21 protein-coding genes are annotated in these 25,122 nt (G+C 41.4%); 3 read left to right on the top strand and 18 right to left on the bottom strand.

The window, feature by feature from the left end; all coding sequences use genetic code 11:
* Positions 1 to 22: 22 nt before the first annotated feature.
* The 13 genes from AC1Z3S_RS03235 to AC1Z3S_RS03175 form a co-directional block, all read right to left on the bottom strand.
* A complete protein-coding gene (locus AC1Z3S_RS03235; protein ID WP_461739158.1) occupies positions 23 to 1,123 on the bottom strand; it encodes a DUF916 domain-containing protein in 1,101 nt (366 codons plus the stop codon).
* Between the two features lie 27 nt (positions 1,124 to 1,150).
* Positions 1,151 to 2,026: a signal peptidase I gene (gene lepB / locus AC1Z3S_RS03230; protein ID WP_461739157.1), complete on the bottom strand. Its 876-nt coding sequence runs from the start codon at positions 2,024 to 2,026 to the stop codon at positions 1,151 to 1,153.
* 976 nt (positions 2,027 to 3,002) lie between these two features.
* Entirely contained in the window at positions 3,003 to 3,695 is a 693-nt protein-coding gene (locus tag AC1Z3S_RS03225) for a hypothetical protein (RefSeq protein WP_461739156.1), read from the bottom strand.
* A gap of 22 nt (positions 3,696 to 3,717) precedes the next feature.
* Positions 3,718 to 4,815: a WxLIP family cell surface protein gene (locus AC1Z3S_RS03220; RefSeq protein WP_461739155.1), complete on the bottom strand. Its 1,098-nt coding sequence runs from the start codon at positions 4,813 to 4,815 to the stop codon at positions 3,718 to 3,720.
* A gap of 265 nt (positions 4,816 to 5,080) precedes the next feature.
* Positions 5,081 to 5,932 (bottom strand): WxL domain-containing protein, encoded by an 852-nt coding sequence (locus tag AC1Z3S_RS03215; RefSeq protein ID WP_461739154.1) that lies wholly within the window; start codon positions 5,930 to 5,932, stop codon positions 5,081 to 5,083.
* A 109-nt stretch (positions 5,933 to 6,041) separates the two neighbouring features.
* Entirely contained in the window at positions 6,042 to 6,866 is an 825-nt protein-coding gene (locus AC1Z3S_RS03210; protein ID WP_461739153.1) for a WxL domain-containing protein, read from the bottom strand.
* Complete coding sequence (locus AC1Z3S_RS03205; protein WP_461739152.1) at positions 6,863 to 7,207, bottom strand: EF2685/EF0750 family sortase-dependent surface protein; 345 nt, start codon at positions 7,205 to 7,207, stop codon at positions 6,863 to 6,865. The genes AC1Z3S_RS03210 and AC1Z3S_RS03205 overlap by 4 nt, the downstream gene beginning before the upstream one ends.
* Before the next feature lie 353 nt (positions 7,208 to 7,560).
* Complete coding sequence (locus tag AC1Z3S_RS03200) at positions 7,561 to 13,053, bottom strand: WxL domain-containing protein (RefSeq protein WP_461739151.1); 5,493 nt, start codon at positions 13,051 to 13,053, stop codon at positions 7,561 to 7,563.
* Positions 13,054 to 13,101: 48 nt separating this feature from the next.
* Positions 13,102 to 14,238 carry a DUF916 domain-containing protein gene (locus AC1Z3S_RS03195; RefSeq protein ID WP_461739150.1) on the bottom strand — a complete coding sequence of 379 codons (1,137 nt, stop codon included), beginning with the start codon at positions 14,236 to 14,238 and terminating at the stop codon, positions 13,102 to 13,104.
* Between the two features lie 27 nt (positions 14,239 to 14,265).
* Positions 14,266 to 15,222, bottom strand: a complete 957-nt coding sequence (gene lepB, locus AC1Z3S_RS03190) for a signal peptidase I (protein ID WP_461739149.1) — start codon at positions 15,220 to 15,222, stop codon at positions 14,266 to 14,268.
* Positions 15,223 to 16,143: 921 nt separating this feature from the next.
* Positions 16,144 to 17,130, bottom strand: coding sequence for an ROK family protein (locus AC1Z3S_RS03185; protein WP_461739148.1), 987 nt, complete (start codon positions 17,128 to 17,130; stop codon positions 16,144 to 16,146).
* 49 nt (positions 17,131 to 17,179) lie between these two features.
* Entirely contained in the window at positions 17,180 to 17,803 is a 624-nt protein-coding gene (locus tag AC1Z3S_RS03180) for a sugar O-acetyltransferase (protein WP_461739147.1), read from the bottom strand.
* 88 nt (positions 17,804 to 17,891) lie between these two features.
* On the bottom strand, positions 17,892 to 18,269 hold the full coding sequence (locus tag AC1Z3S_RS03175) for a VOC family protein (protein WP_461739146.1): 378 nt from the start codon (positions 18,267 to 18,269) through the stop codon (positions 17,892 to 17,894).
* Positions 18,270 to 19,041: 772 nt separating this feature from the next.
* Here AC1Z3S_RS03175 and AC1Z3S_RS03170 point away from each other — a divergent pair.
* Positions 19,042 to 19,608, top strand: coding sequence for an NADPH-dependent FMN reductase (locus tag AC1Z3S_RS03170; protein ID WP_461735242.1), 567 nt, complete (start codon positions 19,042 to 19,044; stop codon positions 19,606 to 19,608).
* A gap of 197 nt (positions 19,609 to 19,805) precedes the next feature.
* On the top strand, positions 19,806 to 20,207 hold the full coding sequence (locus AC1Z3S_RS03165; RefSeq protein ID WP_461739145.1) for a pyridoxamine 5'-phosphate oxidase family protein: 402 nt from the start codon (positions 19,806 to 19,808) through the stop codon (positions 20,205 to 20,207).
* Between the two features lie 117 nt (positions 20,208 to 20,324).
* Here the strand turns inward: AC1Z3S_RS03165 and lepB (AC1Z3S_RS03160) are convergent, their stop codons facing one another.
* The 4 genes from lepB (AC1Z3S_RS03160) to AC1Z3S_RS03145 form a co-directional block, all read right to left on the bottom strand.
* Positions 20,325 to 21,278 carry a signal peptidase I gene (gene lepB, locus AC1Z3S_RS03160; protein ID WP_461739144.1) on the bottom strand — a complete coding sequence of 318 codons (954 nt, stop codon included), beginning with the start codon at positions 21,276 to 21,278 and terminating at the stop codon, positions 20,325 to 20,327.
* Positions 21,279 to 21,409: 131 nt separating this feature from the next.
* Positions 21,410 to 22,576: a WxLIP family cell surface protein gene (locus AC1Z3S_RS03155; RefSeq protein ID WP_461739143.1), complete on the bottom strand. Its 1,167-nt coding sequence runs from the start codon at positions 22,574 to 22,576 to the stop codon at positions 21,410 to 21,412.
* A gap of 330 nt (positions 22,577 to 22,906) precedes the next feature.
* Positions 22,907 to 23,257, bottom strand: coding sequence for a hypothetical protein (locus tag AC1Z3S_RS03150; protein WP_461739142.1), 351 nt, complete (start codon positions 23,255 to 23,257; stop codon positions 22,907 to 22,909).
* Between the two features lie 294 nt (positions 23,258 to 23,551).
* Positions 23,552 to 23,962, bottom strand: coding sequence for an Ohr family peroxiredoxin (locus tag AC1Z3S_RS03145; protein WP_461739141.1), 411 nt, complete (start codon positions 23,960 to 23,962; stop codon positions 23,552 to 23,554).
* Positions 23,963 to 24,140: 178 nt separating this feature from the next.
* Here AC1Z3S_RS03145 and AC1Z3S_RS03140 point away from each other — a divergent pair, with 178 nt between their 5' ends.
* Entirely contained in the window at positions 24,141 to 24,695 is a 555-nt protein-coding gene (locus tag AC1Z3S_RS03140; protein WP_461735238.1) for a GNAT family N-acetyltransferase, read from the top strand.
* Between the two features lie 207 nt (positions 24,696 to 24,902).
* Here AC1Z3S_RS03140 and AC1Z3S_RS03135 read toward each other — a convergent pair whose 3' ends face one another.
* Positions 24,903 to 25,115, bottom strand: a complete 213-nt coding sequence (locus AC1Z3S_RS03135) for a helix-turn-helix domain-containing protein (protein WP_265456038.1) — start codon at positions 25,113 to 25,115, stop codon at positions 24,903 to 24,905.
* Positions 25,116 to 25,122 lie beyond the last annotated feature (7 nt).

Genomic DNA, 25,122 nt, shown 5'->3' with positions numbered 1-25,122 from the left:
CAATATTTCCTCACAGTCATGCTTAACCTGCGCCTAATTTTTTGTGTTGCAGATAAAATGCCATCCCGGCAAAAGATGCTGCAAGTCCGACAAAGCCCGTCCAATAAATCCAATTATGATTTTTAGGAATAAAAGAACCCGTGTCACTGTTACCTTGAACAATCCTTTCTTCAAGGGTAAAAGTTTGGCTTAATTCCCAACGTAAGTTATAGGTTGTGCCGTCGCTTGCTTCGTATGCGCCATCTTCTGCTGCCTCTGAGTACACGACCGTCTCAACGAGATAGTCGCCAGCTGGTAAATCTGAGTCAACCTCAACTGGATAATTAAAGGTTGAGGCTGGAGCAATTTTCATGCCTGACTGCTCAGAAGTGAAGGATACATCCCCTCCTTCTAGTGAAATGTTCGCCTCTACTCGGACATCTTGAGCATATGCGTTTGCTTCATTATTTAGTTCTAGTGCAATCACATCTTGATTCTTGATGTTTTTGAGTGCCATCCCTCCTAAAGTAATCTCCGGTGCAACCTCTGACTCATTTTCATTAAGCAGCAGGGCAATCACGTAGCTATACGTGTTGGTGACAACCGATTCTCTGGATTCTTCATCGACTGAAGAATCCGCGGTAGCCTCCTCCGATTCTTCTGTTGCTTCAGTGTCTTCGGTAATTTCCCGAATTTTCAAGCCGCCTGCGACGACCCCATCAAAATCGACATTCGGCATCTTGATTGTGACCGGTACATCGATGGTTTCATTGGCCTTTAATTCAATCTCCTGCTCCACCTCGACAGCGTCGCGAATATCAAAGGGTACCAAATCTTCATTTGGGTCAGCCTTTTCGTACTCCACCATTCCGTTGTAATTGGTGGTGGCGGGATTCACTTGAATGGAAATCACTCGATCTTGGTCCGTTGGATTGTTCATCACCACGGTAACCGTTTGTTCCTCGCCTTTTTCTAATAACAAATCAAAGTAATTCACGCCTGTCGTAATTTGATTGTCAGGCAATAATGGGGAAACCAATAAATTCAGTCCCGCTGAAGTGGCAAAAACCCGTTGGCCAGTGCCTAGCAAGCCGCATAAGACAATCGCCGCCAGCAAAGCCCGTGACCAAAACTTTTTCTTCACTCCACATTCCCCCTCTCATTTCAACTTTTAAATATCGCCTAATTCTGTCAACGGCCAGATTCGATAGGTGACGACACCTTGGATATTACGGGCATTGACCAATCCGTAATCCCGACTGTCACCGCCATCATCTTCTGTCGTGTCGGATAAAACTAAATAACTCTCTGATGGGATATTGCTGAAGCCCTGCAGCTCTTCAATCACATTTTGATTAGTCGTTGTGAAAGAATATGTCCCTGACGGTAATTGACTGGCATAAGTCTGGGGTCTGAGGGAAATCATCTCGTCTAGTGCACCATTGATAAAAATGGTTTGATTTTCCACCCAGATGCTATCCCCTGGCATGCCAATCACCCGTCGTATGTACTCTCCTGAAAACTCTGAAGAAGATAAATGGAAAGCCAACAAATCATAGCGCTGAATGCGAACTTGTGAATCTACTGCAACTTTTTGGTTTTCTTCGACTGGTACCATTGCATTGTCAGCGACCGTGACTATGTCATAGCGAATCGTTGTCGCCACAATCAACATGATGATTCCAGCTAGTAAAATGCAAGAAAAAATCGTTAAAACAAAGCGCTTGTCGATTGGAATTACGAGTTTGCCAATCGTAATCTTGGCACCTTCCCCCCCCATCTGCTTGCTTTGACTACGCTGAGGCTGGTGAGAACGAGCTGCTTTTTTTGTAGTGGGCTTCGCCCTTGTTTTTCTTTGTTTAGCTAACGCAGCCTTCCCTTTCGATGCTTTAGTTAACGGCGTTGAAACAGCTGCCTTTTTTGAAGAAGCAGCTTTTGATTGTTGATCTTTTATTTTTGGTTTAGCTTTTTGCGATGGTTTCTTTTTAACAACGCTTACTTCTCTTGCTGTTGGTTTTAAATCGTTTGCTTTTTTTTCAACAAGCATTTGTTTTCTTACTGCTATCGACGGATTCAGGCTAGTGTCAGAAGGTTTTTTCCTTTGATTTTTTTTTTTAGGACTTTCTACTCTTTTAGCCTTTTTTGACATTTTTTGCCCCATCATGGCACCCGCCTTACTCGGTATCATTATTGTCTTTTTTTATCACTCCTTAGCTTGATCCTCACTCAATTCAAAAATGAGTAAAATATCACAATAACAGTTTTTCTGTTACTTAAATTAGTTTTTTTGAGTAAAAACTAATACAAAATACCAATCCAAACATTTATAATCTTTTATAAGAGTATTTTTATAAATTAAATCACTTATATTTATAATATAGAACTTACGTTTTAGAGTGTCAAGTCAAAAAAGAAGATTTTTTTTACTATATAGGAAAAATAACAAAAAAAACAATTATATTTAGTTATATTTCATAGAAAGTATCCCCTACAGTCTGTTCTTGTCCACTTTTTAGAAATAGCTGGTTAAAGATAACCGTCATTATAATTTACAAAACAGGAAATTGATTTGCGATTTCACAAATTTCTAATTTTTCGAGAGGGAGATTCTTCCAAATATAGAATGGCGGAAAAAATTGATAACTCATCCAGATGTCGAATCTAGATCATAGCTTTCCAAAAATCAGGAGAGACAATTATCATTTCCTCTTGCATATCATCATAGAAAAATATTTGATTTTTTTTTTTTAGATAAAGTGTAGTGGTGATATTATATTTAAATAAATCAGTGAGAGTTATATATACTTTTACACTTTCAATTACGAAAAAAATGATTGCCATAAAGCGCATATAGTTACAAAGTAATCAAGATACTGCCTAACAATTATCCTAAACACAAAAAAAAGAAGCGGATTTCTCCACTCCTTAAAATTCAATATTTTAAAGTATGTATCACTTTGTATATGCCATATAGCACTTATGACATTCTTTTCCAACCGTTCGTTCTATCTTAATTTCATTTCCTACTCTTGACCCTGTTCCTGCTCAGTAATTTGGCTATCAATCGCCGCCTGATCCACCTGATAATAGCTATAGGCCGCTTCTTCTAGCGCTTTAATCTTCTCAATATCACTTTCATAGGTGACAACTAGTTCTGGATTGCCATAAAACTCATTGATTTCTCGGCTGGCGTTCATCCCCAGCTCCCCAACTGCTGCGTAATATTTATTTAAAACGGTTTGCCCATCTACTGTGTTGGCCGTACTAGCCAATTTACTGCCATAAGTGGCTAAGCTAGTAGTGAGGTAGCGAATATTTCTTGAAACAGCATCCTGCTCCGCTGATTCACTACCAGATGCTTGAATTTGCGTTTCAAAATCTCGTAACAGCAGATAAGATTGAACAACCAATTCAGAATCTGTTTCTGATAAATTGGTGGATTGATAGTGGGTGGCATACGCTGTACCACCGCCGGCAACTCCAGTGAGTATGATAAAAATTAGCATAAATTTCAAGGCTGATTTTTTGCCAGTAGTCAGTTCTTTACGCATCTGCAGCAAATGACGACGCTTCTTCTTACTTTTTGGTTCTTTTTTAGGTAAACTACGCAGCTTTTTTCTTCTGACAATCAATTGCACTAAATTAAAGACCACTAATATACCAAAAATAATAGTGACGACGATGCCTATAAGTATTCCCCATTCTAATAACGTCATCGGCTATCCCCCATTTTTCTTGCTAGCTGCGCTTTTTCTGCTTTAAAGACTTTTTATCGTTTGTTTGTTTCTTTTTATTTTTCTTAATTCGTTTGAATACTAGGAAAGCAAGCCCTAAGAGCACCACGACACCTGCTACAATAGCGGCAACCAAGCGCCAATCAAGGCCACGGTCTTGGACCAAACCAACATCAAGGGCGTTGTATTCTTCTGCTTCTTCTTCTGTGATTTCGAAGTCCTCGGTAAACTCCCAGGTCTGCCCACCCGCATAGGCAGTCGCGTGGGCGGTATACATTCCAGGCTCCATCCGATCACCGTTCATGCTGCCAGGATAATTGATATAACTATTCGGTGCCATCCGCATTGCTGTACTTCGAGATTCCCACAACACATCTTCGCTGCCAGATTGGGTGATTTGAGCATCAATTGTTAATCCTTCCATGTAAGTAGCGATAACATTGGATAAACTGACATAAACTGTATTGCGATAATTTTGTGTGGCGGCATAGGCCATTCTAAATTGCATGTCCGGTTGCAGTTCTGTGTCATTTTCTCGCAGCAAAACCGACATTGCATAGGAATAGGCATTTTTAACTGTACTTCCTGAGGTTTGACTTTCCTCCGTTTCCTCCACTCGAGGCGTCAAGGTAATGCCGCCAGCAATCACTCCATCATAAGGCGTTTCTGGCATCTGGATAGCAAGCTCTAGTTGAATTGTCTCGCCGCCAGACACTTCAATGGACTCGGGACCGGTAACGATGTCAACAAAATCATTAACCAACGAGGCATCATTTTCAATATTGTATTGTCCGTATTCAATGCCGCCACTCCGATTGGTTTTAGCTGAATTATAGGTTAAATCCAAGATGACCGGATCTGTCTGCCCATTGGTGATATCAATCGTGATAGTTTGTTGCTGGCTGGGAGACATCATTAAATCAAAATAACTCAGTCCTGTATCCGTCTGATTCTCCGGAAAGACAGGTAATATTGAAAAATTACTGCTAGACTGCGCCTCACTTTCTGTGGTCGCTTGCACTTTCTTAATACTTCCAAAAGAAAATAATAAGAGAAGGAGGAATGCCAATACAATGAGTTTATTTTGTTTGTTTGTTTTCATATTATTTCTCCATTTTTCTTATGATATGAACGAAGACCAAATCATTTGCTTGCTTTATGTACTATTTTTCAAAATAAAGAAGAGACTATGAGATAAGTTTTACAGCCGATTTCCCGTGTTACATTATATTTTCTCCTGCGATCTAATAAATCCTCGTCGCAAATTCACAATATATAGTAGCATTTGCCAGATATTCTTCGGAAATTTCAGTTCTGTTTTGACTTACATCACAATCTCTTCTCATTTTTTCATTTGGGAAAGTAGCTTATGCTACCCAGTTCATGGTCCATGTAATTACAGCTTCATAAGTACCGGTTGACATACTTTGAGAAGTTGCTTGTGGAATAGTTAAAGTAATAGCTTTTGCTGCCGTTCCCGCTGTTCCACCTGTACCAGTATAGCCTGCACTTTGACCAAATTCTAAAGTGAAATGGCCTCCGCCAAAATCTTTTGCTGCGGTAACAATTACTTGAGAATCGGCAATAGTCTTATCTGCAGCTGTCGCACCAATACTGGTAGCAGTTGCTTTTGCTTCGCCGTCAATCCCTAAAGTGAAATTATTAGCTGGTGTCAAGCCACCCGTTGTATCGCCAGTACTTTCATCAGGACGAGTCGCAAGTAAAGCATTGTTATAAGTCAAAGTTGAGCCTGTAAGAGCTTTGCCTGTATCTGTTGCGTGGGTAAATTGTTGTGTCATTTTTGCTGTAACTGTGTAACCAGCATCTGTACCACGCATGTCGCCCCAAGTAACAATGTTTCCCCGCTCAACTTTATCTGCATCACTAGTCCAATCTGTGACTACTGATGAGCCATCTGCAGCTAATGGGCCAGCCATATAAGCAGCTGCCGTTGCTGTTTGTGTCGTGCTTTTAACCTTTAACTCGCCAAAATCAAGGGGAGAAGCTAACAACATACCGATTTGTCCTGGCGGTGTATCTGGTTTTTCTAAATCTGGATCGCTCGGATCAATACTTTCTTTTGGTTTTTCTGGATCGACAACTGGGTCAGTGTCGGGATTCAATTCACCTGCTTTGATGATTACTTTTCCTGTGTTATTTACTGAATGTGTTTCTGCAGTTGCACCTGCTGCAACTGGCGCTACTGTCGCTACTCCCAATACTGCTAATAAAGCAGCCGCACTTAATCTTCTTACTTCATTTTTCTTCCTCCTAGAGTTTTTTTATTTACAAATGGGGTTGCCCCAAAATGCCAAAAATTAAATTGTCTTACGCTGGTCCAGCAACCAAAGTCCATCTTAATTGCGTAGTGTACTGTAATGGATGAATTTTGGTATTCGTAGGTACACTCAGCTGGACTGCTGAATTTCCGTAAGCTTGTTTGTTATATGTTGTATCCATTAGAGGTTTCTCCTCTGATGTTATCAGTGGTACTAACGTGCCGTTTGGATCATTTTGCTGATATCCGGCTGAACCGCCAAATGCGATTGTCCAGACACCTTTGCCTTCTCCTTCTCCAGCAACAGCTACCGTATAATTTGCGCCTATCTCAGAAATACTAATTGCTTCATTGGTTACTTCAATATTTCCAGGATTTTCATCGCCATTCGTATTAGCCCAACCCTTTGTAAAGGACAATGTCGCTCCCAGCAACTCCTGCTCCTGGATGTTTTGAATGACACTATTTCTAAATTGAGACTCTTGACTTACCTGGAGCTGCCAACCTGAAACATCTTCGCGGTAATCGCTAATTTGTACATAATAGCCCCGTGGTTCAGTGTCTGAATGGAACAGTTGTGCCAAGGAACTATAGGTACGTTCAGAGGCGGTGATTCTTTCAAGACCAAAGCCTAGGTCGGAAATAAAGTCAATTCTTAGCGGTCCTGTCGTTGAGTAACCTTCACCTGGATCAACAATGACTTCAGGATTTTCCGGATCAATTAAGTCGGATACATCTGGTCCGACAACAGTAACGGATCCTTTGTTTCCTATGCTATGCGAAGCTGACGTTGCTTGGACTGATATCCCGCCAACCATCGTTGACGAAAGCAATAATAGGGTCAAGACTGTCAATCGTTTGCTTAAGCTTTTCATGATTGGCCCTCCTCTTTATCTTTTTCCTTTTTCCTGCGATAAAGTAGAAGTAAAAACAATGCTAAAATGACGACACCACTGATGAGACTGACATTGCGAACTATTTCGCCAGTTTGCGGCAACTTACCGCCACCAGCTGAAGGCAATTCAGTTGAGCTACTTTCAGAGGTGCTAGCTGAGGATGCCACCGGCTCGCTGGACTCTTCATAAAACGTGATACCACCTTCAACTGTTACCTGACCGCCAACTCCTTCTGATGCGATTCCTGCTTGTACCCCTCCAAAAACCCCAAGCAACAAAACAAATAATCCGACGAGGAGGACTAATTTTCTATTTTTCATTTCATCCACTCTTCCCTCCCAACCTTATTGTTCCCATAAGACATCACTTCCTGCAGACAACAAAAGTCAATTTTGTATGTTGCAGAAGTTAGACAACCAACAAGTAGTCCACCTCCCCATAAAATGATGAATCTCTTTAGTTAAATAAGAGTTGTATATTAAGTGTGAATCATCACACTAGATATTGATGTAACTTTTACTAATTAGCTTCACACCAGATAACTAACTTGGTTAAATCAAAAATCATTTTGCAGTTAACTTTATTCCGGTTAAAGATACCCATTAGATCAATTTCTAAAGTTTTTGGAGGTTTTGGGGAAAATTTTTCTTTCCCCAAAAGTCCCTCCAACATTTTAAGGAGTAAAGCTCAAGGTCCATTCGAGTTTCCCACTATATGAGCCAGTCCGTTGTGCACTACTTGGCAGAGTCAATTGAACGCCTTTTTCACCCGCCACCCAATCCGAGGTGACTTCATAGTTCTCGATATACTCAGGTTTGCCATACTCACCATTGCTTGCGCTTAAGACATCAATAGCAAGTTGAGTAATCGGTTTTGGCGTTGCAACAGCCGAATCCTGATAGTAAATCATTTCTGGCAAGGTACGTTGATTGAGTTCGTCCTTCAACGGTACTAATTCTTTTACGGATAAATTCCAAGGCAAATTATCTCCTCGAGTGTCTGAGACAACAATATCTGTCCAACCCCGCTTGCCATCTGGATCTTCAGTAGCATCATAAGGTTTGCGAGTTGGCCAATAGGTCTGCTCGCTACCCGTGACTTTTTGCGCACCGAAGTCAAAGATGTCTGTGACTTCAGATAGATAGAGGTAGCCCATGACACGGACTGTGACGTCTTTTGTTAAGGTTCGATCCCCAAATTCACCATCACCGTAGGTCGCTGTATAGGAGACTGGTACATCTTTTGGACCTGAAATATTTTGAAAAGCGTCTATATACTTCTTGTCTAAGTTAGCTTCAAGACCAGTTGGATTTTCTACACCATCTATAGCTTTAATGGTAAAAACTTTAGTGACTGCATCAATCGGCACTCTATCTGTTACTGCACCCGCCTCAGCCAAAGTCATCTGCCCATCCTTCGCATAAAGGGCAAAGTCGAGTTCGGCAGCAATCACCGCCCCATCCGGCACAATAACAATATTCCAAGTCTCACTTTTTTGATCTTTAGCTTCCGTTTCAGCATTTCGAATCTGATAGGTGATTGGTATTGTCTTACTGTTTGTTCCCTCGTCTAATCCAGCCTGTAAAGAGTCCAAATCAGCCTGACTCAAACTCGTTGTTAGGAATGGTCGGCCAAATATTTCTTGAAGATTTCGTACTGCCGCTTCATCTGCTAGAGCTTTAGCTTGAGGCTCTGTAACGATGACATTTCGACCGGTCAGCTCAAGCTCATTTGAAAAGATGATATCGATGGTATAGCTATACTCATTAGCATCGGTTGCTGTATTGGCACCCATCGTCCAATCTACAGATTTCCAGCGCTTCACCGGATTATCCGGATCAGTTTCATCAAGATACATATCTGCATCTAAGTCATCTTGTTCAGAAATTATTTCATCATAGCTTGGGTCACTAACTTTCGTTGAATCAATAGTACCCTTCCTCAGCCATGAACCAGTTGGATTATCTGGATTAAAGGTTAAGGTTGGATAGATTGGATTCGAACCAAGTATAGGTATAACCAAACGACCAGAAGTCTTCTCAACTCCAGCTGCCCAAGTAGCAATCGCTCTTAAATCTCCAGTTGGTGTCACTTCATCAAAGCTCTTAGCTAGAGTGACATCGTGACTAATCAATCCTGTCCCACCGCTAAAGATTGTTTTTAAGTCATCTGGATCAACATCTTCACTAACGTTATAGTCAATAACAGATCCAGGAATCATAATCCCAAACTCTCGATGATTGGCCGCCGTCGCGCTAGCACTTGTTGTCAAGTCATTATCACCGACAAAAGTTTTTCCACTAGAGTCATCTATACCCATAAAGTTTAATGGTGTAATATCACTTGCCATACCTGTTTTTGGAGTTGTGCCATTGGCTTCCGTTGCTGTAAATGTTAATACTTGATATGCATTTGCAGCACCAAAGTAACTACCAGTTGAGGACACTGTGTTTGCTCCACCAGATTGCATATGCCAAGTTAAACGGTCTTTCTGGTCAGGCATAGCTATACCTGCTAGGTTAATTTTTCCATTACCGGCAGGAGAATAGATGTGTCCTTCACCATTAACAGTTAAATCGCCGATTGAGATAAATGAGCTAGCTGACGTAACGCCTAATCCCGAGCCATCCTCAATTGTGACATCACCAAACTTGTCGTACTGATTGTAGTGATTTCTGTCATCAGCACTCACACCATTTTTTATGTTTCCGTAGCCTGCTAGTGCTGTAAAGGCATTTTCAACAGATAGATTAGTGAAGTTAACCAATCCGGTTGTATTAGTAGAAGTCCCGAAGGAGATATCTTTTTGAGCGTCTTCGATTGTCGAAACATCGATATCGTAACCGGTTAGTGGATTTGCATCTAATTGTGTCCCTAGTTTTACATTGACCTCTCGAGCAGTTCCGAGAGCTGCCGCTGAACTATTATAGGCCACGCTATTATTCATCGTGTCGTTGGCATTTCCCCCAGATAAGGAACCAATTTGCCCAGCCCTTAAAACATTGATATCAACTGATTTTCTTAAGGTATTTGCGCTGGAAGTTGGATTCGTTACGTTGGCTGTAGGAATATTTCGATACTGGGTCGCATAGAGATTCCCTATGGTTGAGTCCGGGGCATCAATATTCATGATAATTCTTCCCGCTCGGGAACCATTCCCGCCGTTATTATTATTTGGACCACCATCGCCATATAGGCTTGTCCCATTTAATAAATCACTTCCAGGTTTAGTGTAAATGTTCAATGCAACTTTACTTGATCCATCTGCTTTTCCGATTGTGTTAACATCAGTGTTTTCCCAACTGGAGCTGTTACTAAAAGAACGCCCTCCTGTAATATTTGTCTTGCTTGGCAAAGCAAAATTTCTGGCTTCTCGTAAGTCTAAAGTAAGGGACACATCTCCATAAATATGTCCACTACGTGTAGCACCACCAGAGAACCCGGCATACCCGTAACTTGGATAACCGTCGAACCGTCCATCCTTTACAATTGTAGTAGCATTACCAAAGACATAATGACTTGTTGGAGAACTAGTGTCACCATAGGTCCCCCCAATTGCACAATTTACAATCCCACCATTACAAATGGCAAATACATCACCAAACATTGCCCAATCTTTCCAACCTCCACCAGAGAAGAAGTAATTAATTTCACCATTGTTTATGATTGCAGTAGAATCACCATAGTGACGAACCATTGTGTAACCCGAGCCCTCTAGCGTGTCTACTAAACCTCCATTTAGCGTAATCGTACTATTCCCTTCATGAACACCGCCAAAGTTTGAGCCATAGGTCCAACGAGCTAAAATATTGTTATGAGTTAAATTGGAATCCCCGTAAAGATAAGAACCATATCTTTCACCTTCAGCCTCACCAGTCCCACCAACAATGTCAAAAGCACCATAACCACGAGTTCTTCTACTCGTCCAACTTTCTCCTGAATCTCCTGAAACTAGATATTTGAAATCTTTCATAACATTGCTTGCAGCATTATCATAGTATGAATCATCAGTTGTTTGATTCCGAACAAAATTGTATCCGCCAGCCTTCTCATCTTGACCTACACCGTAAATAATTCCAGTAGTAAGCGATGTATTTCCTTCGATATATCCTCCATAACCGCCTGCTCGCATATAGCCAGTTTGATCAGCTGCGTTAGACATACTTCCGCCTAAAGCATGGGATGTAACACTCCCATAGACTCGATTGGTCGCCGCTGCTTCCGCTCTTGAACGCCGTCCTTCGGCTCCATAACCATCATAGGTTGTTGCGTAGACTCCATTGTCTACATCAGTCGAATTCAAATTATTATTATAAATAATTCCACTTGCCCCAAGACCACTTTGTGTCAATTTTGATGATTCTGTCGCACTTGTGCCGTTATAACCTTGAATCGATCCTTTGTTATACCTACCTGCCCTAGTGACATTCAAAATGTCCGCATAGACGACACCACTTACACGATTGACACCGCTATAGTAGAAATTTCCAGATGAGTATAGGGAAGTATCTAAAATAGTCGTGACTTGACGTCTATTGATGTTTGAACCAACATTTGAGGTATAACCAACTCCAGCAAATTGACCATCACTATAACCTCCATACCCTGCAATTAACGTATTTATGTCCCCATTAATTGTGCCGCTATAAGAGCCTCCAAAAAAAGCCGTACCGATATTAAACGATGAGGACGTACTTCTGATGAAATTCGAAACATTTCCTCCAACTGTCCCGTTATAAGCACCACCATAGATATTAGTTACTGTTCTTGCGGAATATAGTTTTAGGCTCGTATTACCAGTGACGGTTGCTCCATATTGACCTCCATAAACATTAGTGATATTTCCACCGACATTGTGAATAGTCACATTGGTATTCCCATTAACATCATAAGAATCATTCCCGCCTTTGATATTTGTGACTGTTGATCTAGTGTTATAAACCGTCACGTAGGTATTACCATTAAAGCCATTTGCACCAGAGCCACCAGTAATATTATTTACCGCATTACTGGTATTATTAACGGTTAAATAGGCATCTCCTGTGAATTCGCCTGTGTTATTGCCACCGTACAAATTCCAAGTACCTCTACCAGTTGAAGAAATAGTAACAGACCCATCTGCTGCGGTCCGAGTATCACCTGTTCCAGGATTTGGAACTAATGTACCATCGCTAGAACCACCAAACACATAAGCTGTTCGGTTACCCCAAGAGCCGCCACCGAGATACAAGTTGTATCCATTGGCCGCTAAGTTCGTCACATTGGAGTACCAAATATTTCTTATTTCTACATCTGTCCCAAAATTTAAAACTGTATTACTAGTAAAGGTCAACCGATTACACACTGAGGTGTTAGGTTCGGACGTAGCTGGAGTATCATTCACATTATCCGCTGTATTCCCAGTAATCGTTAAGCTACCGATTTTATTTTGTAGTGAATAAAAACTAGCTTCTGATGCGGTTGTTGGGGCAGTTGTTCTTGCCCCGATTGAAGTCGGCAGCGTTGCAACTGCTCCTCCCACATATAAAACATAGTCTAATTTAGCATCTCCATTTTCATAAAGGTCAAATAAAGCTTGTTGGAAATTTGCTACAGAAACAGTATACGAATTTTCTTTCTTATAAGAATTGCCGTCGTAACTATACACAATCAAATTCCCTGAACTTGGTGCATCAGCAGCCGTTGAAATGGAAGGGACTCGAGTCATCGACTTGGTCGTTTGACCATACTCATACATATCTGTCGACCCCTCTGCCCCCTGTGTGGCAGTAACCACTGTAAAAACTGCTTCATCCCCGGCATAAAATCCTTGCCGTAAGAGTGTTGCCGGTGAATAAGTTTCTTTTTCAACTAATTCATTGGGATGTAAAGTAGTTGCGGCAACAAATTTGGAATCTAGAGTCCAGCCGACAAAACTTAAGTTGTCGTTATTCTTAAATAAGGGCAACTCCATGGTCTCAATTGCCTCCAAATCCACTTGAACGACTCTTTCAGTCGTGCCGTCATCAAAGGGATACTCAGCAGTGGTCCGAAACGTTACTGTTGCCACATTTTCTCCATCAGCCGCTTCGGTTACTTCTGTCTCTTGAAATACATTGGCAATACCTAACCCACCTACGGCTAGTAAAATTGCCAAAAAACCAACGATAATTCTTTTTAGTTTCATTATTAACCCCCCATACACATTTTCTTCCATATTTCTTCGCAGCCATGGTTAACCAGTGCCTAGTTTTTTATGTTGCAGATAAAAGGCTACCCCGGCAAAAGATCCTGCTAGACTGACAAAGCCCACCCAATAAATCCAATGATGATTTTTAGGAATGAAGGACCCGGCATCACTATTTCCTTGGATGACACGTTCTTCAAGGGTAAAGGTCTGACTCAACTCAAAACGATAGCTATAGCGTTGTCCATCGCTTGCTTCGTATGCGCTATCCTCTGCTTTCTCTGAGTAGACGACTGTCTCGACAAGATAATCCCCAGCAGGTAAATCCGACTCCACTTCAACTGGATAATTGAAGATGGAGGCTGGGGCTATTTTCATATTTGACTGCTCAGAAGCGAAGGATTCATCCCCTCCTTCTAGTGAAATAGTCGCCTCCACTCGAACATCTTGAGCGTAGGCATTTGCTTCATTCACTAATTCTAGTGAAATCGCGTCTTGATTATTAACGTTTTTAAGAGACATCCCTCCTAACGTAATCTCTGGTGCGACTGCTGCCTTATTTTCACTAAGCAACAGGGCAATCACATAGGTATATCTATTCGTAACCACGGATTCACGGGATTCAACAGCGAGTGTGGATTCTGTGGTAGAGTCTGCTGTTGTGTCATCCGTTGATTTTTCCGCCGAATCCACTGATGTTTCTGATTTTGCTGTCTCTTCGGTGATTTCTCGAAGCTTCAGCCCACCGGCTACCATACCGTCAAAGGTGACATCCGGCATTTTGATTGTGACTGGCACATCGGTGGTTTGATTGGCCGGTAATTCAATTCGTTCCTCCACCTCAACAGCGTCACGAATATTGAAGGGAACCAAGTCTTCATTGGGCTCCTTATCCTCATATTCAACTGTTCCATTATAGGTGGTCGTAGCTGGATTGATCTCGATGGCAACCACCCGGTCTTGATCCGTTGGATTATTTAGCACTACCGTGACCGTCTGTTCGGCACCTTTTTCTAGCAATAAATCAAAATAATTCACACCTGAAGTCAGTTGATTGTCAGGTAAAAGTGGGGAAACTAATAAATTCAATCCCGATGAAGTGGCAAAAACCCGTTGGCTGCTAACTACCAAACTGCAACACAGCAGCAAGGTTAGAAAAATCCAGCGCCAAATTTTTTTCTTCACTCCACATTCCCCCTCTCACTTTATTTTTTAGATGTCCCCCAGCTGGCTTAAAGGCCAGAGTCGATAGGTCACTACGCCTTGAATATTACGCTGGTTAACCAAACCATACTCACGACTGTCCGCGTCCTCACCAGCTGTGCTGTCCGTTAACACCAAGTAACTTTCTGATGGGATATTGCTAAATCCCTGCAGTTCTTCAATCACGCTTTGGGTACTCGTCGTAAATGAATACGTCCCTGACGGCAATTGACTGGCATAAGTCTGGGGTCTAAGAGAAATCATTTCCTCAAGTGAACCATTTACAAAAATCGTTTGATTCTCCACCCAAATACTATCTCCCGGAAGACCGACCACCCGCCGTATGTATTCCCCTGAAAATTCGTTAGAGGATAAATGAAAAGCAACTAAGTCATACCGCTGAATGCGGCTTGTGGTATCAACTGCCACCTGCTGATTTTTTTGTACCGTTGGTGCCATCAAATTGTCCTGCACCTCTATTGCTCGATAACGTATCAGTCCTGAAATGATAAGCATCATCATACCAGCTAAACAAACACAGAAAAAAATCGTCAGACCAAAGCGCTTGTCAATTGCGATACTAATTTTGCCAATGGTAATCTTGGCACTTTTTTTCCCTTGCCGCATTTTTAAACCGGGCTGCGGCTGGTGAGAACGAGCTGTCTTTGTTGCAGTAGCTTTTGTTTTAGTTTTGATTTGTTTAGCTAGCACACCTTTTGCCTTCGGTGTATTAGCAATTTTTGTGGAAACATCGGCTTTTTTAGAAGATAAATCATTTATTTTTCTATTTTTTTGCTGTTTCCTTCTTTTGCCGTTTCCTGAGGTTTTTGTTTCTGCAAAATGCTGAATTTGTTCTTGGCTTGCTATTCTTGAAGACTCAAGGGGTCTGCCACTACTTTTTTGCTTTCGATTCCTTTTTTCGGGACGTTTAGTCTGCTTAAAATCCTCTAACTTTCTTTGCCCCATTATTTTGCACCTGCTTTACTTGTTATCATCCTTGCTCTGGTTTATCACTCCTCTAACTACCTTTTCCTTTTTTATGTACTGAACCCAATCTCAACAACAACCTTTTCAACAACCAAAACCTTTTGTCTTTCAATCCTTTTCCGCTAAACCATTTTTTTCCATTAACAACCCTCCTTTTCTAAAAAATGTCGGAGCTTCTATTGAGAAGGAGTTTGCAAAATAAACAGATGAACTTGCACCATTTTTTGGTACTTTTCTAAAAGCGTATACTTTTACAATATATGTTTTTTTATTTTTGGTTTTTTCTGAAACTAACTAAAAACACACCATAAAATAACGAAAATTAAGTAAAATTCAACGATTTTATAATAACCTCTGTTACTAATTACACCCTTATAATAAATCGATAAAATAGATTTGTCAATCATTTTTAATCAAAAATTAGTTTTATTTCGACTAAAAATAGTTAAACGATATTACAATTAGACTATCCTTTTAATTTTATATATAACATATTATCATTTTTTATATTTATCATTTCATTGTCAATTAATAGTCAAATTATTTTATGTTGTTTTTTTATCTGTTGATGTATTCATCATTTGGCAACAAAAAAAGCCTGCGAAATAATAAAAATTTCGCAGGTTTTTTTATATCTGAATAAAGATATTTTTTACTTTTATTTTTTTCTGAATTTCAGACTAGTATTTTTCTAATAAAAAAATTTTTATAATTTGCTGAAATTATTGAAAAAAGGAGTAGTCCGCAGTTACTCGAAAAATTGTATAAATAGCTTAAAAAATAGTGTTCCATCAACATAATGAACTCGTTGCACGCAAAATCATGACTAATAAGGTTTTTGACTTATTTTTTGTAAAAATCTCCGCATGATAATTTTGTATCATAACAAATCCCTAAAATCTAATCTTGCTGCTTCCGTAACTTGGCTAGCCCTAATTGTAGTAGGCCCGCAAAATAATCTTTTTGAAAAGTTTCTGCTAATAAAATTGTAGGTAGCGCAAAATAAGGGAATACGTTTGTTAGTTTTTGTTCTATCAGGGTTAAATCAGCTTGGCTAAAAGCTGATTGATTGAGATAGAGAATAATTTTTGCGGGATCATAGACGCTGATGACCGTCTGAAGTGTTTCTGAAATCTGACCTTTCAATTGTGAGCGGCTAACAGGAAATTGTGCCCGCTGAACAAAGGGCAGATGTTTGATTTCACCGCTTAAGCCATGAGTGCCATGAAAAATTTGGCCATTGATGACCACTGCGGCCCCTGGTGGAAAATTCTTCGGATAGTAAAGCGCCACGGTAATCGTCTGTGACTGGGACTGGCTTAAAGCCGCCGCATTGATATCATTTTCGATGAGGACATCGACGGCAAAGGTTTCTGTTACTAGCTGGCGCAAATTTATATCCTGTAGTGGTGCAAAGTCCATAATTTTTAGTTTACCGGCGATTTCGGCGCCGGTGATACCAAAAACAATCAGTTGAATTTTAGGAAAGCTTTCCAGCAGCTGTTGGATATTTTCTAATAGTTTTTGTGGATGTAGCTCATCAGAGGTTAGGCGCTTTTGCTGCAAGTTCTCGCCAAATAAATTGACCACTGCTAGATTGGCAACAATCGCACTTGCTTCTTCGACAAATTGAAAAATCAGCAATAATCGCCGCTCAGGATTGTACTGATATAAAGTGGCCTTGCGTCCGCCAGTTGTTTGGGGCGTCTCTTGGATGCTGATTTCGCCGGTTTCAATCAATTCAGCGACAAGCTTATTGATACTGACCACGCTGAGACCCGTTTTTTCTGACAATTGACGGGCAGACAGTCCTGCGCCGCTGATTAAAAGCTGGCGCAAAAGGCCTAAATTATGCTCTTTGACACTGCTGGGCTTGAAGGATTCCACAACTTTGCCTTCTTTCTGATTAGTTTTACCATTAACTTTTGCTACTATATTACAGGCTGATTTTAAATTCGTTTTCGTAGGCAGCTTGGCGCTCTTGCCAGGCCAAGCTCTCTGCTGAAGAAATCGGTCGCAGCACACGACAGGGATTGCCCAAAGCGATGACATCAGCGGGAATATCTTTGGTGACAACCGAGCCTGAGCCGATGACGACATTATTGCCGATGGTGACCCCGGGATTGACAACTGTATTGCCACCAATCCAAACATTGTCGCCAATCTTAATTTTATTGCCGAACTCTAAACCAGTATTTCTGACGGCGGCATCAATGGGGTGTCCAGCGCTATACAGGCCGACCCGTGGGCCAAACATAACGTTATCGCCGATTTCAATCGGCGCCACATCCAGCATAATACAATCATAATTGGCATAGAAATTTTCACCAATGGAAATATTTTCGCCATAGTCACAGTGAAAGGGTGCCACAAGGGTTACATGCTCTCCACTGGTTCCCAAAAGCTCCCGGCGAATTTCTGTCCTTCGCTCTTTTTGCTCATAGGTCAGCCGATTGTATTCATCCAACAGTTTTTGACAGCGGGTAAATTTTGCCGACAGCTCTGAGTCTCTTGCTAAGTATAACTCACCAGCAATCATGCGTTCAAATTGATTTTCCATTGACAAACTCCTTATACATTTTTAGTCACACGGTGTCTTCTGGACTAAATTAATAGAAGAAGACTTTTGGAATTATTTTATGCTCAAGCTACACGGTCAGCTCAATTAGATTGCCTTCAGGATCTTGAATGACTGCTTCATAATAGCCGTCGCCAGTCGTCCGAGGACCATTCAATAACGGAAAGCCGTCTGCTAAAAAACGCTCCACTAAAGTATCAACCGCTGCTTTACTGCCAAGGGAAATGGCCAGATGGGCATAGCCCAAACTATCCGGCACTCGTCCAGCCAAGTGTTTTTTCGTCGTGAGTTCAAGACGACTGCCGGAAGCAAATTCTAGAAAATAGGATTGAAAGCCGGTTTTCTGATTGTGATAGAGCTGATTACTGGTAGCCTTAAAATAATTCACATAAAAATCTTTCATTTTTTCAAGGTCGCTAGTTGCTAACGCAATATGTTCAATATGCATGGTTTGTCTCCTCCTAATAGCCTTTAAAATAGGTTCTCTTATCATACCACTCTTTTTAAACTTTGTTAATAAAGTTTCTTGAAAAAATTTTTAAATCTAAAATTTTTTTTAAGCTGATTTCCGTCTTGGCTTTAACAAATTTAACTTAATTTTTACACAAGGGCAAACTGACGAAATGTCTATTGAAAAACTTGATTTACAGGTGGTTCCCGTTGATTTTAAGCAACTAGCTGGGATTAGACTGGCAACTATTTTTATCCCACACGCTTCAGTTGCAGTAGTCAGCTGCAACCTATCGCCAAAAGAAAGCGATTTATTAACTCTTTAAATAAAAATGATTCTTATGATAAAAGCATTTTATTTAACTAAAATTGACAAAGTTGATATAATTTTTTTGTAAAGATATTTTTTAAGGTTTTTAGCTGAAAAATTGACGAAAATTGAGACCCTTGATTTTTAGTCTTTTGCTTTTAAAGTGCCCCTCTGTTGGTTGCAGATTTGGCTTTTAGCGGATGCCTCAAAAATGAATATTTCCCAAAGGTGATTTTGACATCAGGTTGACAGTTTAATAGCCGCCCTTTCCGGTAAAGATTGCCGCGCTTGACAAAGCTGACAGCAAGAGCAATTCGGTTTGCTCCGGGATGATTCTCCAACAGTCATCTGGCTACCCAGCAAGGCTTGCAAAGAGCTTGGCCATTTAACTCTATGTTGATTGATGTTTCAGTCTTCAGAACACGCTACTAGGAAATTCACGAAAAAAAGGATGAGCAGAATGAAAATTGTACTATTATCAGCGTCAAATTTTGGCAACAGAGCCAAGCTAGCCATTGATCAAGTCCAAAGTGAACTGATGGTCAAGCATCCCCAAAATGAAGTGACGGTTTGCGACCTGCAAAAGTTGAAATTAGTTTTTAGTGATGGCCGTAATTACCAAGAGTATAGCGGGGACACTAAGGCTTTGATTAATACTCTGATGGAGTGTGATATCTTAGTGATTGCCACCTCCATCTGCCAAGCGTCGATTCCCGGAAGTTTGAAAAATGTTTTTGATTTGCTGCCCCGTAACGCTCTGTTGCGGAAAACCGTTAGCTTGATTGTTTCTGCCGATTCTGCTAGACATTATTTAGTAGCTGAAACCCAGTTGAAGCCCATCTTGAATTATATGAAAGCCAATCTGCTGCCGAGCTATGTCTTTATTGAAAAGGCGGATGTGATTGGGACGACGATTGTCAATGATGATATTCTCTTTAGAATTGACAAGCTCGTTGAAGATACCATGGTCTTGGCGGAAACCCAAGAGCATGTCTGGACACCCCATGAAGTAATATTTGACTATTAAAAAATTGCCGCAAACAAGCCATTTTATGCGAAAAAAACAAAAAGTTACTCAATAAATAACTTTTTGTTTTTCTGCTAGCAGCTATGTTTGGCGGCTTTTTTTGTTTCTTCTATATTAATAGTAAAACAGGACACTTTCTTTTGTCTATTTTTCAAAAAGTGCTACACTTATCTCACATTAAGAAAGAAGACGATAATATGGCAACTTTAACGCAAGCAATGAAAGATATGATTGTAGCTCAATTAAGTTTTTTGGCAACCGCCGATAAAAACGGCTATCCACAAGTTGGACCCAAAGGCACGATGCGGGTTTTAGACGACAATCATTTGATTTACAACGAACACACTGGTAAGCAAGCTTGGCAAAATGTTCAAGATACTCACCTGGCAGTCGTGGCCACCGTTGATCACCCTGCCTTTAAAGGCTTCCGCTTTGAAGGTCCGGTTGAAATCCATCAAGGGGATGAAATTTATGAAGCGGCTAAAGAATTTGCAGCGGCCCATAAATTACCGGTGCCAGTTGCGGCCAATGTGATTGCAATTGAAAAAATCTACAAACTTGATGCGGGTCCTGAAGCCGGTAACTTGATTGAAGGTTAATCAAATAAAAAAGCGGAGCTAGCAATTTTGCTGAGCTGCTCTTAGCTGGGAAGTTGAAACAATAACTCCTAGTTAGAGGCAGCCGCACATTTTGCTAGCTCCGCTTTTTATGTTGTTTTAATGGACAAAGCCGAATTTATCAAAGGGATAAAAACGGAAGCTGACAACTCCTTCAATCTGCTCACGGTCAATTAAACCGAGGGCGCGACTGTCGCGAGAATTGCTGCGGTTGTCCCCCATTACAAAAAACTGATCAGCAGGAACTTCCTTTAAACCGGCCATTTCCTCAGCCACCGCATCATCAATCGTGACAATCTGGGTGCTGTCTGGCAGCTGTGCTGAATAAATAATTCCCGGAATATTTTCGGCATCCACTTCACCGGCAAAAATATAAAGACTGTTGCCCATCACATAAATACTGTCGCCGGGCAAAGCCACCACCCGTTTCAAATAGGTTTCAGAAGACTCTCCTGGGAAAAAAGTAATAATGTCATAGCGCTCAACTTCAGTATTTTTATTGGTAAAGAGGCGGTCACCGGTGGCAAAAGTCGGTGACATTGACTCGCCGTTGACAAAGTGAGCCCGGATATTGACGGTAAACCAGATACAAAAGACCACGACCGCCAAGGTGAATAAAATTTCAGCACCATATTGCAGATAACGAATGGCTTGATAGCCCTTCGTTTGGGTGAGGCGCTTGGCTTTTCCCTGTGGACGCTTTTTCTTAGTCGCGGCTTTTTTGCCCGCCGCAGAATTCTTAGACGGCGCTTGGACAGGCTTGCGGGGGCGCTTTTTCCCTGCAGAGCTGCTGGTTGACTGCTGTCTGGCGACTTTTCTGTCAGTTGTTTCCCGTTGGCTAACCTCAGAGCGCTGATTTTTCAGCTGGCGTTGTTTTTCTTTTGCGCCTTCATTGGTCGCCGCCTTACTAACTGCTTTTTGCGAGGTTTTTTGCAGAGTTCTCTCTGGTTGCTGGCGTTTTTGCTCTGTGTCTTTGCCGGCAGTCGGTGGCCGTTTCTTCGCAGTGCGCTCTTTAGGAGGAGTGTGCTTTTTTGATCCTTTAGCTTTCTCCATCTTGTCCTCCTCTTTTTTCGGTAATGATTTAAGTATTGCCCTTTCAAAAATTAAAGTCAAGGGACTCTAGCCGAATTCTCGCAAAAAAAATCACAGCTTTTTTGCGACTTTCCGAAACGGGCTTGAGCAAGTTACTTTTTCTTTGCTTTAGCTGCAGATTTTCCCTGAGACTTTTGCTGCTGTTGTTTATTTTGCTGCTGTTTAGCTTGCCGTCTCGCTGCTGCCAATTTTTTACGGCGACGACGTTTATAGGCTTGAATGCCCAAGGTTAAAAGTAAGGCTAGACCGATACCGGTAAAAATAAAGCCCCAAATCGGCAGTCCTGAAGCTTGGCTGGTGACCAAGGTCATGCCGTTAATCTCATCGGCCTGCTCTTGGGAGATACTGAACTCCTGTTCAAATTCCCAGTCGCTGTCGGTATTATCTGAGACCGTCAAAACCAAGCGGTAGTCGCCGGCCATCAACGGCTCCTGCTCCCAATCAATTACAAAATCAAAGGTCGAGCTGGGGGCCATTTGTAAATTGGCGTCGCTATCGCTGCTGCGGACTAACTCACCAGTACTGGCATCATAAATTTCCCCGTGATAGCTCAGCTGACTATAGCTAGCCATCGTCGGATTTTCCAGCGTCGCCACGACACTCGGCCGATTATTGGCAGCGGCCGGCACAATATCAATTAAATTCAACTCATGCACGACTGGATTGTCATTTTCTGTCAAACGCAGCCCTAATGCATAGCCTTGATCAGCAGAGCCTTCTTGTGACTGGGTAATCTGAATCGCCGCCAAGATTTCCCCGTCAAATTCTTCCGCTGGCATCGTGATGGTCAGCGGAAAATCAACTGTTTCATTGGCAGGCACCGTGACTTCATTCTCAAAATCAACGATTTCACCAATCGGATAAGGATAGTCATTGCGGGCACTATCGGCAGCCTGCGTGTAATCAATTAACCCACGAGTGTTGGTGTAGGCCTGATTGACTGAGACCTGATACGTCATTTCCCGATTGGAATGATTGGTCACTCCGACAGAAATTGTCTGCTGCTCACCAGCCGCCAGTCGCAGATTAAAAAATTCATCCTGAGTATTGATCTGATTTTCCGGCAAATGTCCCACCACTGAAAAACTGATTTGACCAGATTCGCTACTGTCCTCAGTGCTTGATGCCGTCGTTTCTGTGCTAGCTTGACTGCTTGAATCCGCCGTCTCGCCCGAGCTTGCTGCCAGTGGAACAGCTGGACTAGCCAAAAACAGACCAAAAATAATCGCCCAACCAACAAAATACTTAAATCGCTTCATTTTTTTCTCCCTAAATACAATTAAAATCACCATGTTTGATATTTTCATTCTCAATTATTATAACATATCAATTTATTTTAGTTGTGGGGGAGTGCTGGGTTTCTGCTGGTTTTTTAATGGCAAAAAATTGGTATGAACTACGACTGATTTTTATCCCGGATTGCCAGTGTAACCATGTTGACGACCAAGTAAGTTTGTTGAACTGAGCCAAATTCCCTTGCTTTGCAGTAAAGTCCTTTTGTGAAGATGGAGTGCCTTAGCTGCTGATGTAAAACAGCAACTCAAATAAGTAGCCTTGGCTAATTTTTTTATACTACCAGCATTTTGACATCAAGGCGCTAAGGCCCAAGCGCCTGAAGAAAATTGCTGTAAATAAACCAACTTTTCGCTTTCTTTTGCCCCAATAAAAAGCCGCTCAAAAGTTTGTCTCAATTGCAGTAAGACTTCCTGTACTTGTACTGACCATTGACTGATTTTGAGAAGAACTCCGTCTGGCTCTTCAAGCAAAATTTCCGGTGCAGTCGCTGTCTGATGCGACTGCTGCGTTCTTGCTGCTTCTTTTCGGGAAAAGTCATCAAATAGCCACGTCACCTTCGTCTCCACATACTTTGCCCCGATAATTTCTGTATAAAGCTGCACGCCGTTGCGCTCAAAAAGTTTCAGGGCAATCAAATCCGCCATTGCTTGCCGCACAATTTCAGGAGTCAGATTTTGATGGCAAAAGCTGAATAATAATGGTTTTGCGGCTGCCGTCCACATTTCTAAATTGTAAATGTAGTTTGCGCATGATGTTTACTCCTTTTTCGAAAAAATAAAAAGCCTTCACTATATACACAACTTTAGCGGTGAAAAAATCAACAGGCAGTGAGAAAAAATTTTTCTTTCTATATAAATAGAAATCGGCATCAATAATTTTGGGCAAAATAAAAAACCTGAGACAGCTGCCTCAGGTTTGAATATTAAACTTTTAAAAAATTATTCTGCGTCGACGGTTAGTTTAACATTGCCTTCAATTGCTTTTGAATAAGGGCAGATGCCTTCTGTTTCCTTCATGTATTTCAAGGTTTCTTCCTTTGAAAGGCCATCGATTTTACCGATTAAAGTGACTTCCAAGTGCAAGCTGTTGAAATCAGGCAAGTCGCCAAATAACGCTACTTCTGCCCGCACGCTGCGGTGTAGGTCGCCGTGGCCATCTCTTTCTAATGGGAAAACCATTGCGCCGTTGAAGCATGCAGCAAATCCTGCGGCAAATAATTCTTCTGGATTGGTATAGCCTTCTTTTTTCGTTCCAGTTGTTTTGACATCCAAGAAACCAGTGACTGACTTGCTTTCACCTTCGCGGCCGCCCTCATTAATTACCGTTGAAACTGACATTTTTTTTGACATTCAAAATCATCCTTTCTTGATTTGCTTACTCTATTAGTCTAACACTTTTGATTAGCAGCCAAAAACAATCTGCCCGCTTGAATAAAAAAATTTATCTTTCTTGTGAAAATAGTTCAATTTTGCTTAAAGGAAAACTTTTTTCGTGCTAAAATTAAAGAAAAAAAGAAAGAAGACCTATATGGAATTAAAAACTTTAGATGGTGAAATCGAAATTATTGGCTTTCCCTTGGAACGCTTAAAAGAAATCTGGAGCATCGCCTTTGGCCCGGAGGCGGATTTGGAATGGATGAAATTTAACGGTCCGTATTTTCACGACCCCGTTGAAACGTGGCAGGATTTTTCCAGCGGCTTTGGCTGGGATTCAGTCGGCAATCCCCATCGGGCAGTCATTGTTTATCGAGGAAAAATAATCGGGCTGCTAACTGCTCAATGGCAAGATGGCGGGTTGCAGCGCTGGTTGGAATTTGGGATTGTCCTCTACGACGGCAGTCTTTGGGGTAAAGGTATCGGCAAGCGGGCCGTGCCAATCTGGTTGGATTATCTTTTTGATTTGCATCCTGAAATTGAACACATTGGCTGCACAACTTGGTCTGGCAATCCAGGTATGATGAATTTAGCCTTGAAATCCGGCTTAAAATTAGAAGCTCAGATTCCCAAAGTTCGTTATTATCAGGGAGAGTTTTTTGATTCAGTGAAATACGGTGTGCTGCGGGAGGATTGGCGAAAGGTCTAGCCTCTTGTAAAACTGCTTGATAATTTTTGCCAGAATCTTATTTGATGCTGTCAAGAGAATTCCATTTTTTAGACAGCGACTTTGATGGAGCTGGACCAGAATCAAATTTTTCAGGTTATCAGCGAATAATCAAATAAAATCCCATATAAAAAGCTGAACTGTTGAAATTGCGGACATCCCTCCTGCAAATTTCAGCAACTCAGCTTTTTAATTTTCCTCAGGTTGATATTCCAATAAATCTCCCGGCTGGCAATCCAATGCCCTGCAGATGGCCTCCAACGTTGAAAAACGAATCGCCACTGCCTTGCCGGTTTTCAATTTGGAGAGATTGACATTGGTGATGCCGACCTCATCCGCCAAATCCTTCAAAGAAATTTTGCGATCAGCCATCACTCGATCTAGACGAATCACTATTGCCAAGCGGCTC

The sequence above is a fragment of the Enterococcus sp. LJL90 genome, assembly GCF_056924355.1.
Note: the sequence above shows the minus strand (reverse complement) of the source record. Positions and strands in the feature narration are given on the sequence as shown.